Source organism: Streptomyces sp. NPDC056231 (genome assembly GCF_048270745.1).
Classification (GTDB): Bacteria; Actinomycetota; Actinomycetes; order Streptomycetales; family Streptomycetaceae; genus Streptomyces.
This window is the reverse complement of sequence record NZ_JBLVKW010000029.1, coordinates 1-14,673: the sequence shown is the minus strand read 5'-3', so window position 1 is coordinate 14,673 and position 14,673 is coordinate 1. Positions and strand designations below refer to the sequence as shown.

Annotated in this window: 12 protein-coding genes and 1 pseudogene; 6 read left to right on the top strand and 7 right to left on the bottom strand. The window is 68.8% G+C overall.

Annotated features, from left to right (window positions below):
* Positions 1 to 53 precede the first annotated feature (53 nt).
* Both ACNPQM_RS22240 and uvrA read left to right on the top strand, forming a co-directional pair.
* Positions 54 to 1,445, top strand: coding sequence for a polysaccharide pyruvyl transferase family protein (locus ACNPQM_RS22240; protein ID WP_418085446.1), 1,392 nt, complete (start codon positions 54 to 56; stop codon positions 1,443 to 1,445).
* Positions 1,446 to 1,597: 152 nt separating this feature from the next.
* Complete coding sequence (uvrA, locus tag ACNPQM_RS22235; RefSeq protein ID WP_418085445.1) at positions 1,598 to 4,078, top strand: excinuclease ABC subunit UvrA; 2,481 nt, start codon at positions 1,598 to 1,600, stop codon at positions 4,076 to 4,078.
* Here the strand turns inward: uvrA and ACNPQM_RS22230 are convergent.
* From ACNPQM_RS22230 to ACNPQM_RS22220, 3 genes are read right to left on the bottom strand one after another with little or no spacing between them, the layout of a single operon-like run.
* Positions 4,075 to 4,818, bottom strand: coding sequence for a succinate dehydrogenase/fumarate reductase iron-sulfur subunit (locus ACNPQM_RS22230; protein WP_358859432.1), 744 nt, complete (start codon positions 4,816 to 4,818; stop codon positions 4,075 to 4,077). The two genes, uvrA and ACNPQM_RS22230, sit on opposite strands and share 4 nt — an antisense overlap.
* The gene (locus tag ACNPQM_RS22225; protein WP_358859431.1) at positions 4,815 to 6,764 is read right to left on the bottom strand and encodes a fumarate reductase/succinate dehydrogenase flavoprotein subunit; all 1,950 of its coding nucleotides are present in this window, start codon (positions 6,762 to 6,764) and stop codon (positions 4,815 to 4,817) included. The genes ACNPQM_RS22230 and ACNPQM_RS22225 overlap by 4 nt, the downstream gene beginning before the upstream one ends.
* Position 6,765: 1 nt before the next feature.
* Positions 6,766 to 7,473: a succinate dehydrogenase gene (locus ACNPQM_RS22220; RefSeq protein WP_358859430.1), complete on the bottom strand. Its 708-nt coding sequence runs from the start codon at positions 7,471 to 7,473 to the stop codon at positions 6,766 to 6,768.
* Between the two features lie 94 nt (positions 7,474 to 7,567).
* Between ACNPQM_RS22220 and ACNPQM_RS22215 the strand changes: the two genes are divergently transcribed.
* Positions 7,568 to 8,488 carry a LysR family transcriptional regulator gene (locus tag ACNPQM_RS22215; protein ID WP_358859429.1) on the top strand — a complete coding sequence of 307 codons (921 nt, stop codon included), beginning with the start codon at positions 7,568 to 7,570 and terminating at the stop codon, positions 8,486 to 8,488.
* A 28-nt stretch (positions 8,489 to 8,516) separates the two neighbouring features.
* Here ACNPQM_RS22215 and ACNPQM_RS22210 read toward each other — a convergent pair whose 3' ends face one another.
* From ACNPQM_RS22210 to ACNPQM_RS22195, 4 genes and pseudogenes are all read right to left on the bottom strand, one after another.
* Positions 8,517 to 10,691: a putative bifunctional diguanylate cyclase/phosphodiesterase gene (locus ACNPQM_RS22210; RefSeq protein WP_418085444.1), complete on the bottom strand. Its 2,175-nt coding sequence runs from the start codon at positions 10,689 to 10,691 to the stop codon at positions 8,517 to 8,519.
* Positions 10,688 to 11,506 (bottom strand): SAM-dependent methyltransferase, encoded by an 819-nt coding sequence (locus ACNPQM_RS22205; RefSeq protein WP_418085443.1) that lies wholly within the window; start codon positions 11,504 to 11,506, stop codon positions 10,688 to 10,690. The genes ACNPQM_RS22210 and ACNPQM_RS22205 overlap by 4 nt, the downstream gene beginning before the upstream one ends.
* A 203-nt stretch (positions 11,507 to 11,709) precedes the next feature.
* Positions 11,710 to 12,634, bottom strand: a pseudogene (locus tag ACNPQM_RS22200) (SCO0930 family lipoprotein).
* The gene (locus tag ACNPQM_RS22195) at positions 12,543 to 12,761 is read right to left on the bottom strand and encodes a hypothetical protein (RefSeq protein WP_418085442.1); all 219 of its coding nucleotides are present in this window, start codon (positions 12,759 to 12,761) and stop codon (positions 12,543 to 12,545) included. The pseudogene ACNPQM_RS22200 and the gene ACNPQM_RS22195 overlap by 92 nt, the downstream one beginning before the upstream one ends.
* A 235-nt stretch (positions 12,762 to 12,996) precedes the next feature.
* Here ACNPQM_RS22195 and ACNPQM_RS22190 point away from each other — a divergent pair, with 235 nt between their 5' ends.
* From ACNPQM_RS22190 to ACNPQM_RS22180, 3 genes are all read left to right on the top strand, one after another.
* Positions 12,997 to 13,128, top strand: coding sequence for a hypothetical protein (locus ACNPQM_RS22190; protein ID WP_418085441.1), 132 nt, complete (start codon positions 12,997 to 12,999; stop codon positions 13,126 to 13,128).
* Positions 13,129 to 13,143: 15 nt separating this feature from the next.
* Complete coding sequence (locus ACNPQM_RS22185) at positions 13,144 to 13,902, top strand: hypothetical protein (protein WP_418085440.1); 759 nt, start codon at positions 13,144 to 13,146, stop codon at positions 13,900 to 13,902.
* Positions 13,903 to 14,091: 189 nt separating this feature from the next.
* The gene (locus ACNPQM_RS22180; protein WP_418085439.1) at positions 14,092 to 14,622 is read left to right on the top strand and encodes a hypothetical protein; all 531 of its coding nucleotides are present in this window, start codon (positions 14,092 to 14,094) and stop codon (positions 14,620 to 14,622) included.
* Positions 14,623 to 14,673: the final 51 nt, after the last annotated feature.

Genomic DNA, 14,673 nt, shown 5'->3' with positions numbered 1-14,673 from the left:
ATCCAAAACCTTCGCAAAGCTAACCTTAATTTGTGGCATGTAATGTGACCGATGTGAAGCGAATACTCCTGCGCTCAGGGAAGAGCCCGTACGACGTCGTTCCTGTTGAGCGCGCCCTCCATGAGGATGTGTTCGCGACAAACTCGGGCAATCTGATCTTCAGTGATGCCGCACACAAGATCCTTGAGACGCCGCGGACCGAGGTGGTCTCCAACGGCATCCGGACCAGGGTCGCCGCCGCCGAGCGGATCAACGAGGAGTACGACGCTTTCGTCATCCCGCTCGCCAATGCCTTCCGGCCGTCCTTCGAGCCTCAGCTCAAGCGGCTGACCCAGCTCATCTCGAAGCTGAAGATCCCGGTCATCGTGCCGGGCGTCGGCGCGCAGTCCAGCACCAACTACTCCGCGGACCGGCTGCGGCCCATGGCGCCCACGGTGCGCGCGTTCGTCTCCGCGGTGCTGGACCACAGCGCTTCCATCGGAGTGCGCGGGGAGTTCACCGAGCGCTACCTGCGAGACATGGGCTTCCGCGACGTGGAGGTCATCGGCTGCCCGTCGATGTTCATGGGCGGCCGCGACCTCTTCATACGTGAGAACGCCCGACCGCTGGGACCGGAGTCGCGGATCGCGATCAACGGATCGCACGACGCCGTCAAGAAGTACAAGCTCGGGCGGATCATCGATCACACCCATGCGCGCTATCCCCATCTGCGCTTCATCGGGCAGAACCTGTCCGATGCCCGTCAGCTGCACTGGCGTGACCTGAGCCACGCGAACGCCGCCATCACGGACATCCCCACCCACCCCGACCACCCGATGTACATGGAGGGCAAGGTCAGGGTCTATATCGACCCCAAGACGTGGGTGGACGACCTGCGGGGCTTCGACTTCTCGTTCGGCTCCCGGATCCACGGCAACATCGCGGCGCTGCTCGCCGGAACGCCGGCGACGGTGCTCTGCAGCGACTCCCGGACGCTGGAGCTGTGCCGCTACTTCGACATTCCGCACCGGATGCTCGCCAAGGTGCCCGAGAACGTGGATCCCGCGGAGCTGTACGCCGAGGCGGACTTCGGACCTCTGATGCGCGGCCACAACGAGCGGTTCGACCGGTTCATGAACTTCCTGGACAAGAACGGCCTGGAGAACACCTTCACCCACGGCGACGGGGGCGCGGCCTTCGAGTCCCGCATGAGCGAACTGGCCTTCCCCGCGGGCGTCCGTCCCTGGACCGGCAGCGGCGTCCTCGAGATGAGCACCCGCCTCAACTGGCTCCAGTCGCAACTGACCGGACTCGCCGACCAGAACACCCTGCTGGAACGGCGCCTCGCGAAGGCCAGCAGGATACCCGCCCAGCGCGACAGTGCGAGCCCCGAGCGACGGCCGTACCAGCGCGCCCGCCGGGTGATCCCCGGCCCCATCAAGCGGGCACTGCGCAACGGCCGCTAGCGAGCGAAGCCGGTGTTCCCCTCCCTGACCTGGGGGGTATGGAGGGGAATACCGGTGTCAGCGCTGCGGGTCCAGGCACCGTCGACGCCTAGAATCTCACTGTTTGTCCCTAGCTGTCGGCCCTGCCCCCATCCGTACGGAGTTCCGCGCGCATGCCCACCCCCCACGATCCGTACGTCCGAGTGCGCGGCGCCCGCGAGCACAATCTGCAGGACGTCCACGTCGACATCCCGCGCGACACCCTCACCGTCTTCACGGGCGTCTCGGGCTCCGGGAAATCCTCCCTGGCCTTCGGAACGATCTACGCCGAGGCCCAGCGCCGCTATTTCGAGTCCGTCGCCCCGTACGCCCGGCGGCTCATCCACCAGGTCGGCGCGCCGAAGGTCGGCGAGATCACCGGTCTGCCGCCCGCCGTCTCGCTGGAGCAGCGGCGCTCGGCGCCCGGTGCCCGATCCTCGGTCGGTACGGTCACCACGCTGTCCAACTCGCTGCGGATGCTGTTCTCGCGCGTTGGGGAGTACCCGGCGGGGGCCGAGCGGCTGGACTCCGACGCGTTCTCGCCGAACACCGCTGCCGGCGCCTGCCCCGAGTGCCACGGTCTGGGGCGTATCCACCGCACCACCGAGGAGCTTCTCGTCCCGGACCCGTCGCTGTCGATCCGGGACGGCGCGATCGCCGCCTGGCCGGGCGCCTGGCAGGGCAAGAACCTTCGCGACGTGCTGGACACACTGGGGTACGACATCGACCGGCCGTGGCGAGAGCTGGACGCGCAGGACCGGGAGTGGATCCTCTTCACCGACGATCAGCCGGTGGTGACGGTGCACCCGGTGCGGGAAGCCGGCCGGATCCAGCGCCCGTACCAGGGCACGTACATGAGTGCACGGCGCTATGTGATGCACACCTTCGCCGACTCCAAGAGCCGCACCCTGCGGGCCAAGGCCGAGCGCTTCCTGACCAGCGCCCCCTGTCCGGTCTGTGGCGGCACCCGGCTGCGTCCGGAGGCGATGGCCGTCACCTTTGCCGGCCGTACGATCGCCGAGCTGGCCTCGCTGCCCCTCGCGCGCCTCGCCGACGTGCTGTCGGCTGCGGGCGGCGATGACACCGCGCGGCTGCTGACGACGGATCTGCTGGCCCGGATCGGGACGGTGACCGAGCTGGGGCTCGGCTATCTCAGTCTCGACCGCACGGCTCCGACGCTGTCCTCCGGCGAGCTGCAGCGGCTGCGGCTCGCCACCCAGCTGCGCTCGGGGCTGTTCGGGGTCGTCTATGTGCTGGACGAGCCGTCGGCCGGTCTGCACCCGGCGGACACCGCGTCGTTGCTCGCGGTCCTCGGCCGGCTGAAGGAGGCCGGGAACTCGGTCTTCGTCGTGGAGCACCAGATGGATGTGGTGCGACAGGCGGACTGGCTGGTCGACGTGGGGCCGCTGGCCGGTGAGCACGGGGGGCGGGTGCTCCACAGCGGTCCCCCGGCCGGGCTCGCGGACGTCGTGGAGTCGGCGACGCGGCGGTTCCTTTTCGACGGGGGTCCGGCTCCTGCCCGGGAGCCGCGTACGCCCTCCGGGTGGCTGAAGCTGATCGGTGTCGACCAACACAATGTGCGCGGGGTGGACGCCGCGTTCCCGCTCGGGGTGTTCACCGCGGTCACCGGGGTCTCCGGCTCCGGCAAGTCGACTCTGGTCGGTCAGGTACTCGCCGGGGCCCTCGCCGACCGACAGTCGTCGGCCACCGCCGACCTTCCCGTCGAGCGGCCCGCGGCCGGCTGCGCGTCGGCGCGAGGGCTGGAGGCGGTGGACCGTCTCGTCCAGGTCGACCAGAAGCCGATCGGCCGTACCCCGCGCTCCAATCTGGCCACGTACACCGGGCTCTTCGATGTCGTGCGGAAATTGTTCACCGAGACCGAGACGGCGCGCGAACGCGGCTACCGGGCGGGGCGGTTCTCGTTCAATGTGGCGGGCGGGCGGTGCGAGACCTGTCAGGGCGAGGGGTTCGTCTCCGTCGAGCTGCTCTTCCTGCCGAGCACGTACGCGCCCTGCCCGGACTGCCACGGTGCGCGGTACAACCCGCAGACGCTGGAGATCACCCTGCGCGGGCTGAACATCGCGCAGGTGCTGGATCTGACGGTCGAGTCGGCGGCCGGCTTCTTCGCCGGGACACCCGCCGTCGAGCGCAGTCTGCGGACACTGCTCGATGTGGGGCTCGGCTATCTGCGGCTGGGGCAGCCGGCGACGGAGCTGTCCGGCGGTGAGGCCCAGCGGATCAAGCTCGCCACCGAGCTGCAGCGCACCCGTCGCGGCCACACCTTGTATCTGCTCGACGAACCGACAACAGGGCTGCATCCGGCCGATGTCGAGGTGCTGATGCGGCAGTTGCACGGGCTGGTCGATGCGGGCAGCACGGTGGTGGTCGTGGAGCACGACATGGCCGTGGTCGCGGGTGCCGACTGGGTGATCGACCTCGGCCCCGGAGGCGGCGACCAGGGTGGCCGGATCGTCGCGGTGGGGACGCCCGCAGAGGTGGCGGGTGCGGCGGACAGCCGGACCGCGGCGTACCTGACGGCCGCTCTCAGGTCGGCCTGCCGGACAATCACGACGGGTCACTCCGTCTCCCACCCCCCAACTGCCGGTCGGTCTTAGAGGAGCTTCCGGGTCGCCCGCAGCCACTCCTTGTTCATCGCCGAGATCGACGGCAGCGGAATGCCCTTCGGGCAGGCCGTGGCACACTCCCCGGTGAGCGTGCAGCCACCGAACCCCTCACTGTCCATCTGCTCGACCATGTCGAGCACCCGCGTCTCGCGCTCGGGGGCACCCTGCGGCAGGACGTTGAGGTGGTTGATCTTCGCCGAGGTGAAGAGCATCGCCGAGCCGTTGGGGCAGGCCGCCACGCAGGCGCCGCAGCCGATGCACTCGGCGTGCTCGAACGCGAAATCGGCGTCCGGCTTGGGCACGGGGGTGGCGTGGGCGTCGGGTGCGGTGCCGGTCGGGGCGGAGATGTAGCCGCCCGCCTGGATGATCCGGTCGAAGGCGGACCGGTCCACGACCAGGTCCTTGACGACCGGGAACGCCGAGGCGCGCCACGGTTCGATGTCGATCGTGTCGCCGTCCTCGAAGGACCGCATGTGGAGCTGACAGGTGGTGGTGCGCTCCGGGCCGTGCGCGTCGCCGTTGATGACGAGGCTGCACGCGCCGCAGATGCCTTCGCGGCAGTCGTGGTCGAAGGCGACAGGGTCGTCGCCGGCGAGAATGAGCTCCTCGTTGAGGGTGTCGAGCATCTCCAGGAACGACATGTCCTGCGAGATGCCGTCCACCTGGTAGGTGGACATGGCGCCGGGGGCGTCGGCGTTCTTCTGGCGCCAGACGCGCAGGGTGAGCTTCATGCGTAGCTCCGCTGAGTGGGGTGGACGTACTCGAAGACGAGGTCTTCCTTGTGCAGGACGGGGGCGTCGCCGGTGGCCGTGAACTCCCAGGCCGCGGCGTACGAGAACTCCTCGTCCCGGCGGGCGGCTTCACCGTCCGGGGTCTGCGACTCCTCGCGGAAGTGGCCTCCGCAGGACTCGGCGCGGTGCAGGGCGTCGAGGCACATGAGCTCGGCGAGCTCCAGATAGTCGACGATCCGGTTGGCCTTCTCCAGCGACTGGTTGAACTCCTCGCCGGTGCCGGGAACCTTGATACGCCGCCAGAATTCCTCGCGGATTCGCGGGATCCGGTCGAGCGCCTTGCGCAGGCCCTCCTCGGTGCGGGCCATCCCGCAGTACTCCCACATCAGTTCGCCGATTTCGCGGTGGAAGGAGTCGGGGGTGCGGTCGCCGTCGACGGCGAGCAGCAGGTTCAGCCGGTCCTCGGTCTCGGCGACGGCTTCTTCCACGGCGGGGTGCGAGGTGTCGACCTCGCCGTGGTGCGGGTTGCGGGCCAGGTAGTCGTTGATGGTCGACGGGAGGACGAAGTAGCCGTCGGCGAGACCCTGCATCAGTGCCGAGGCGCCGAGCCGGTTGGCCCCGTGGTCGGAGAAGTTGGCCTCGCCGATCGCGAACAGGCCGGGGATCGTGGTCTGGAGATCGTAGTCGACCCAGAGTCCGCCCATCGTGTAGTGCACGGCTGGGTAGATGCGCATCGGGGTCTCGTACGGGTTCTCCGCGGTGATCCGCGCATACATGTCGAAGAGGTTGCCGTACTTCTCCTCGACCTTCGCCCTGCCCATGCGCTGGATGGCCTCGGCGAAGTCGAGGTAGACACCCTGTCCGCCGGGGCCGACGCCGCGGCCCTCGTCGCAGACGTTCTTCGCGGCGCGCGAGGCGATGTCGCGGGGCACGAGGTTGCCGAAGGCCGGGTAGATGCGCTCCAGGTAGTAGTCGCGCTCCTCCTCGGGGATCTCGTTGGCGGGGCGGGTGTCGCCCTTCGCCCTGGGCACCCAGATCCGGCCGTCGTTGCGCAGCGACTCGCTCATCAACGTCAGCTTGGACTGGTGGTCGCCGGTACGCGGGATACAGGTGGGGTGGATCTGGGTGAAGCACGGGTTGGCGAAGTACGCTCCGCGCCGGTGGGCGCGCCAGACGGCGGTGGCGTTGGAGTTCATGGCGTTCGTCGACAGGTAGAAGACGTTGCCGTAGCCGCCGCTGGCCAGGACGATCGCGTCGGCGAAGTACGTGTCGATCTTCCCGGTGACAAGGTCACGCGCGACGATGCCGCGGGCCTTGCCGTCGACGATGATCAGGTCGAGCATCTCGGTACGGGCGTGCAGCTCGACGTTGCCCGCGGCGATCTGCCGGGACAGTGCCTGGTAGGCGCCGAGGAGCAGCTGCTGCCCGGTCTGGCCGCGGGCGTAGAACGTGCGGGAGACCTGGACACCGCCGAAGGAGCGGTTGTCGAGGAGGCCGCCGTACTCGCGGGCGAACGGGACGCCCTGCGCGACGCACTGGTCGATGATCTCGACGGAGATCTGGGCGAGCCGGTGAACATTGGACTCGCGGGCGCGGAAGTCGCCGCCCTTGACGGTGTCGTAGAAGAGCCGGTGGATCGAGTCGCCGTCGTTGCGGTAGTTCTTCGCGGCGTTGATGCCGCCCTGGGCGGCGACGGAGTGGGCGCGGCGGGGCGAGTCCTGGAAGCAGAACTGGACGACGTGGTAGCCCTGTTCGGCCAGCGTGGCCCCGGCCGATCCGCCGGCCAGACCGGTGCCGACGACGATGACGGTGTGCTTGCGTCGGTTGGCCGGGTTGACGAGCTTGGCCTCGAAGCGGCGGGTGTCCCAGCGTTCGGCGACCGGGCCCTCGGGGGCCTTGGTGTCGACGACGGGTGCGCCGGTCTCGTAGTGCGAGTAGTCGGTCATGTCAGCTCACGACTCCGGTCATGACGGCGACGGGTACGGAGATGAAGCCCATCGTCAGCACCAGTGCGAGGACGTTGGCGATGGTCTTGAGAACACGGTCGCGGCTCGCCCTGCCCGCGCCGAGGGTCTGGGCGGCGCTCCAGAACCCGTGCTGGACGTGGAGTCCGAGGGCGAGCATGGCGACGATGTAGATGACGTTGCCGTACCAGGTGGAGAAGGTGTCGACGACGTTCTGATACGGGTGCCCGGACTGGAAGCCGCCGGCGTGGACGGTGCCGGTGGTCAGATCGAGGACGTGCCAGACGATGAACAGGGCGAGGATGATCCCGCCCCACCGCATGGTGCGGGTGGCGTAGCTCGCGCGGGGCTTCTTGTGGACGTACTTGCTGGGGCGCGCCCTGATGTCCCGGCGGCTCAGCTGGTACGCGGAGGTGGCGTGGGCCACGACTGCGACGACGAGCACCACACGGATGATCCACAGGGCCCACTCGTAGTGCAGGAATGGCTCCCCCACGACCCGCAGCCAGTGGGCGTAGTGGTTGAACTCCCCCGGCCCGAAGAAGATCTTCAGGTTGCCGATCATGTGGACGACCAGGTAGCCGAGCATGATCAGGCCGCTCACGGCCATGACCGTCTTCTTGCCGACGGACGAGTCCCAGAGCGTACGCGTCATGGACGGTCGTCGGTCCGTCCGTGTTGCCAGTGCCATGGGCACGACGCTACGACCGCAGGGCTCATCGGTCCAAGACATGGTGTGGCTCATGTCCATAGCCTCTGGCTATGGTGCGGGCTAGGCTGGGTGTATGCAGTTTCAGCAGCTCATGTACTTCGTGGCCGTCGCCGAGACACGGCACTTCACCCGTGCCGCGGAGGAGGTGCATGTTTCGCAGCCCTCGCTCTCCCAGCAGATCAGGGCGCTGGAGAAGGAGCTGGGGGCAGAGCTGTTCAGCCGGGCCCGCGGCAACATCACCCTGACCGACGCGGGCGAGGCCCTGCTGCCGCTGGCCCGCCGGATCCTGGCGGATGCCGATACCGCCCGGCACGAGGTGCAGGAGCTGGCCCAGCTGCGCCGGGGCAGGGTCAGGCTCGGAGCGACGCCGAGCCTGTGCACAGGGCTGCTGCCCGACGTACTGCGCACGTTCCACGACCAACACCCGGGAATCCAGCTGCTGTTGGAGGAGGGTGGCTCGCACGACCTCGTACGGGAGCTGGCGCGGGGGGCGCTCGATCTCGCGCTGGTGGTCCTGCCGCTGCCGGCCGCGTCGCCTGCGCTGACCACGGTGGAGCTGCTCCAGGAGGACCTGGTGGTGGTGTCGTCGGCGGAGGCTCCACGACCGGGGAAGGGCGCGAGCGTGCGGATCGCGGATCTGCAGGGCGAGCCGCTGGTGATGTTCCGGCACGGCTACGACCTGCGGGAGCTGACCGTGGCCGCGTGCCGCGCGGAGGGCTTCGAGCCGTCGTTCACGGTGGAGGGCGGCGAGATGGACGCGGTGCTCGGTTTCGTACGGGCGGGACTGGGCGTGGCCGTGGTGCCCAGCATGGTGGCGATCCGGACGGGGCACGGCCTGCGGACGACACAGCTGGCCCCGCCGGGGCTGCGGCGCACGATCGCGCTGGCGCACCGCAGTGACGTGGCACCTCCGCGGGCGGCGCGCGAGCTCCAGCGGGTACTGCTGGCCAGTCGGCCGGACGGGCTCGGGAGATCGAACCCGTCCGGAAGCTGAGGACGGAACCTGTGCCGGGCCTACCCGCTCAGACCGCGTCGGCCAGCAGCAAGGAATGGATCCGGTCAGGTGCCCCGGGCCGCGCGTAGTACCACCCCTGGGCCGTGTCGCAGCCGAGCTTCCGGAGCTGCTCCGCCTGCGCCCCTGTCTCGACACCCTCCACCGTGACCGCCAGGTCCAGGCTGTGCGCCAGCGAGACGATCCCCTCGACGATCTTCAGGTCGACCGGGTCGGCCGGATGCTGCTGCATGCCCTGGGTGAAGGAACGGTCCAGCTTCAGCACGCTCACCGGCAGCCGACGCAGATTGGCCAGGTTCGAGTAGCCCGTACCGAAGTCGTCGAGCGCTATGTCAACACCCATCTCGGCCAGTTGCCGCAGCGGCTTGAGCAGGTCGTCGTCGGCTCCGATGACCGCGGACTCGGTGACCTCCAGGCACAGCGCGCCCGGCTCGAGACCCGAGGTTTCCAGCACGTCCACGATCTCGGTGACCAGCCGCGGATGGTGCAGCTGGGTCGGCGAGAGGTTGACGTTGATCCGCAGCGGACCGCCGTCGCTGTGCCGCTCCTGCCAGAAGTTGGCCTGCCGGACGGACTCCTCCAGCACCCACCGCCCGAGCGGCACGATCAGCCCGGTGTGCTCGGCGAGCGGAATGAATCGGTCCGGCCCGAGCACCCCGTGCTGCGGATGGCACCAGCGCACCAGGGCCTCGGCGCCGTGGACCGTGCCGTCACCGAGGTGCACGAGCGGCTGGTACTCGATGAAGAACTCGCCGCGCTCCAGGGCGGCGGGCAACGCGGTGGTCAGCCCGTGCCTGGTGATGGCGCGGGCGTCCGCCTCGGCGTCGGCGATTTCGAAGCGGCTGCCGCCTGCCGACTTGGCCCGGTACATCGTGATGTCGGCGCTGCGGAGCACCTCGGCGGCGCTGCGTTCGCCCGCCGGCCCTTCGACGATGCCGATGGAGCCTCGTACGGTCAGTTCGCGGCCGTCGAGCCGGATCGGCGTGGCGAGCACACCGAGGATCCGGGAGGCCAGTTCGTCGACCTCCGACTCGGTGTGCGGGCCGGTGGTCAGGGCCACGAACTCGTCGCCGCCGAGCCGTGCCACCATCTCGCCCGGCGCGGTCGCACAGCTCTGCAGCCGGTCGGCGACCTCGACGAGCAGCCGGTCGCCTGCCGCGTGGCCCAGGCTGTCGTTGATCGCCTTGAAGCCGTCGAGGTCGAGGTAACAGAGCCCGAAGCGGCTGCCGTCGTCGGCGGAGAGCGCCTTCTCCAGCCGTTCGAAGAACAACGTGCGGTTGGGCAGGCCGGTGAGCGCGTCGTGGGTCGCCTCGTACCGCAGCCGCAGATTCAGCAGCCTGCGCTCCGTGGTGTCCTCCATGAGCGCCAGCTGGTATTGCGGCCGGCCTTCTGGGTCGCGGAGCAGCGACACCGTGAGGTTGGTCCACAGGACGGTGCCGTCATTGCGGTAGTACGGCTTCTCGACGCGATAGTGCTCGCGTTCACCGCGTACCAGCTCCTCGTAGTACTTCCACACGTGCGGCGAGTCCTCGGGGTGGACCCACTCGTTGACCTTGTGGCTGCGGACATGGTGCTCGAGGCCGCCGAACATCCGGGTCAGCGTGTCGTTGACCTCCAGCACATTGCCTTCCAGGTCGGCGATCCCGATGCCGATGGCGGCGTCCTTGAAGACGGCACGGAACCGCGCCTCGGTGGCGTGCAGGGCCTGCTCGGCGTTGGAGCGTGCGGTGAGCGCCGAGCGGGCGATGGCCTCCTGTTCGGCCAGGGTCCGCTCGCGCAGCGCCTGGGTGAAGCCGCCCGCCAGAGCATGCTGCATCCGGGCACAGCGGGCCCTGCTGTCCTCGGTCAACAGGGCCACCGGGCCGTTGCCGCCGCAGTAGAGCACCAGGTACGAGTCGACGACCCCGAGCGTGGAGCTGAGCGCGTCCGGGTCCGTGCAGTGCGCGGCGACGAGCGCGGCTCCCACCTTGTTGGCGGGCGCCGGGTCGAAGGGGCGCGCGTGCAGGATGTCGCTCAACCTGCGGGCCAGCGGCAGCAGATGCTGTTCGAACTCCGGACGGGTCATGGAAGTGGCCGTCGAGGGGAAGATGGCCCGGCTCCAGATGGTGGCGAATCTCCGGAGCCGGTCCTCGGCGTCGTCGGGCTCCGCGTCCGGTGCTTCGGACGCTTGGGCGGGAATGCTCACGCCTTGCGTCCCACTCCGCCGAAGCCCGAGAAGGCATACGGGTCTTCCTGCTCCTGCACCACGGGGGTGTCGGGACGCCAGTTGGGCATGGCCACGAGCCCTGGCTCGACCATCTCGTACCCGTCGAAGAACCGGCTGACCTCGTCGCGCGACCGCATGATCAGCGGGTTGCGGATGTTCCGGTAGACACCGACCGCACCCCCCGCCTCCTCCTTGGTGAGCGGGATGCCCTCGTACGAGGCGTGGGTGATGACGAGCAGGCTGCCAGGGGCGAGTGACTCACTCAGGGCGGCAACGGCCGCCTGCGGGTCGTCGGCGTCCTCGATGAAATGGAGGACGGCGACGAGCAGCAGCGCCACCGGGCGTTCCAGGTCGAGAAGTTCGCTGACCTCGGGACTCTTCAGAATCTCCTGCGGGCGACGCAGATCGGCGCTGGTGACGACCGCGCAGTCGTTTCCTTCGAGTACGGCCTGGCTGTGCGCGACCGCAACGGGGTCGTGGTCCACATACGCCACCCGCGCCTCCGGGTCCGCGGCCTGGGCGACTTCGTGCACATTGCCGAAGGTAGGTATACCGGAACCGATGTCCAGGAACTGAGTCACGCCTTCACTCACCGCATGGCGCACTGCCCTGCGCATAAAGGCGCGATTGGCCTGCATGATCTTGGGGAGCCCCGGCATGAACTCCATGGCCTTGCGGGCCGCTTCCCGGTCCACCTCGAAATTGTGCGATCCGCCCAGATAGAAGTCATACATGCGTGAAACGCTCGGCACTGAAATGTCAATGCCTTGCGGTGCCCAGGCAGGACGCTCCATCGATGTCTCCAACAAGTCGCCACGGCGATCCGGCCATGTTCATGGTCAGTGTTGACCAGAGGTTACTGACCGACCGCCAGGAGAGCGAGCGGAAACGGAAATTAGCGGTCCGTTATTGGTCACACACCAGTGGCATGTGCAACCGGCCCGTCGCTATCGGTGACATTCGGCGACGGGCCGGTGTCCGGACGGCTGTTGTGGGGTCACTTCGGGACGCCGACGAGCTTTGCGTCGGGAGACACCGCGTACCATCTGCCCCTGACACCCTGGCCGTTGGTGTCACCCGGCTTCCCGTCACCGGAGAAGGCATAGAGGGGCCAGCAGTCGATGGCCTGCTGCTGGTATCCCTCCCGGCACCAGAGACCGTCGGCGCGATGGAAAGTGACAAAACCCTTGGTGGTCACGCCCTTCACACCATTCTTGGCCAACGGGGCAACAACCGGCCACTTCGAGAGACAGGCTCCGGTGCAGGCCGACTTCATCGGCCATGCCGTGTCCTTCTTGAACCGGTAGACCGTCATGCCGCGCTTGTCGACGACGATGTCTCCGAGTTTCGGGTCCTTGCGGGCCGAAAGCCCCGAGAGATCAGCCTGCTCACCACCGCTCGGACCGTCGGCGTTCGACGCAGCCTTCTTGCTGTCCGGCGCAGAGGCGCACCACGCGCCTCCACTCCCTGACCATTGCGTCTCCGGGCTTGGTGTCCTTGGCGTACCGGTACATCGGCCGCCCCGCAATGGTGAGTTGCCGGGTGCCGTCCGCACGGATGACTTTGCCGATCAGGGCTCCATCGGTACCGGCGGCGGCCGTCACTTTGCCCGCGGGAACGACCGGCCACGTCTTCGTGCAGTCGCCCTCGCAATTCGACTTCGGCGGGCTCGCGGTGTCCTTGTCGAAACGGTGGAGAGTGAATCCCTCGCTGTCCGTCACGACCTTGCCGAGTTTCTTGCTGTCCCACACCGCGAGCTGCCCCGCCTGCTCGGACTTGCCCGCCTGGGCCCCGAAATCGGATCCGTAGTCGCTGCCGATGCGCAAACCCTCAGCGCTCCAGGTCCCCTCCATCAGGGGAATCAGGACCGTGGTCCGCGTGCCGTCCGACCGGCCGGAACATGCTCCCCGTCGTGCACGGATCCCTCTTCGGGCGGCTCACCGCAGCCGTCGCGCTCAGCTGGCTCCTGACCGCCCCGGTGCCCGCGGTGGCCGACAACTGCTCGTACGCCTCGATCGGGGACGGCGGCAGCAGCTCGGCGGTCGCCACATCGGGCGACGGTCATTGCCAGGCCGGCCCGGCGCCCGGACCGACCCCGCGGCCGACACCCCCACCGCCGCCTCCGCCTCCCCCGCCTGCGCCGCCCTCACCCTCGCCGCCTCCGCCCCCGCCCCCGCCACCACCACCGGCACCGGCACCGGCGCCCACGCCACCACCGGCGCCCACACCGCCTCCTCCGGAGCCCACGCGCTCCGTACGCCCCACACCACCCCCGCCCAAGCCGGTGGCGATCCCCACCTACCGCAAGCCGCCGCGCAAGGCCCCTCAGCGAGGTTCCTCCCTGGTCACCCTCACCCTGCTGATCACCGCTCCCGCAGTGTTCGCCGTCGCCGTGCTACGTCCCCGCTCCCGATGACCTACGGAGAAGCCCATGTCGGAATGGCTCGTTCTCACCCTCGCCATGGCCGCGGCCTGCGCAGTCGTGCTCACCATCGCCGTCCTCAAGAATCGCCGCGTCGGGGAGGACGACGACCCGTCCGAAACCCCTGACGTCATCGAATACATGACGATGATGATCGGCGTGGTGTACGCCATCGTGCTCGGCCTCGCCATCGCGGGCGTCTGGGAGGGGCGCAGCGCAGCCCAGGAATACGTCCGCCAGGAGGCCCAGGCCTTGCACGAGGTGCACGCCCGATCCTCCGTCTACCCCGCCGAGGTGCGTACCCGGATCCGCGCCGACGTCGACGCGTACGTCGGTCACGTCGTCCACGACGAGTGGAGGGCGATGACGGAGCACGGAAGCCTCACCGACAAGGGCGCCGAACTCCTCGGCCGGGTACGTGCCGACGTCACCGACTACCGGCCGAGGAACGACCACGAAGGACAGGCGTATCAGCCACTGGTCGACCAGGTCGCCGCGGCCGACGACGCGCGCAGCGCCCGCGCTCAGAGCGTCGGCGCCACGATGCCGGGCGTGGTCTGGTTCGGTCTGATCACCGGGGCGCTGGTGACCGTCGGGCTGATCTTCACCCTGCAGATCCGTCGAACATTCCGGGAACTCCTGCTGGCCGGGCTGTTCAGTGTGCTCATCGCCTTCCTGCTTTTCCTGATCTGGGACTTCGACTCCCCCTTCGGCCGCGGCATCTCGGCCACAGCCGCGCCGTTCCTCGACCTCTTTCCCAACGTGTAGGGCTGACCGGCGCCCTGACGGCCTGACGTCCCGTCGGTGCGCCGCCCGGGGGACACCGGTGCCCCATTCGCCGGTCCCCGATCGCGAGCGATATACAGCACTTCTAACGTTTCCTCCATCGAGGCGCACATTTGACGCTTTGTGGATATTCGTTCCGCAGTTGCTCCTCGGGGAACTGGAGGATTCACCATGCGCACCATAGGTGTCGCACCCGTCGCCCTGCTCGGTGCCGCCGCTCTCACCCTGACCGCTCCGGCTGCGACCGCGTACGCCGCGACGTCGGGGGGCGCGCCGGGCGCGACCGGATACACCGTTGCTCCGTCGGTGATCGCGCCGGGCGGCCAGGTCACCCTGGCCGCACGGGGGTGCCTAACAACAGCAACGGCCAGCTCGGGCATCTTCGACAGCGTCACTATTCCCAGAGGAGGCAGCGCCTCGGCCACGGTCGACCGGGATGCAAAACCCGGCGCTTCGTATGAGGTGTCGTTCATTTGCAATACATCCCCGACCTCCACGGCGGAGATCGGTCTCGCGATCTCCGCCCCCACCCCCACCCCCGGCTCCACGGCGATCGCGCCGAACGGCGTACAGGGTGATCTCGGCGGCGGCATCGGCCGGATGAATGCCGCGCAACTGGTCGGCGGCACGGCAGTGGCCGTGGCCGCGACCACCGGCGCCGTCTTCGTGGTGCGCCGGCGCAACGAGAGGTACAGCCACTGACCGGCGCAGACCGTCGGTGGTACGCCCGTCGCCCCGGGTCCTGCATCAGGA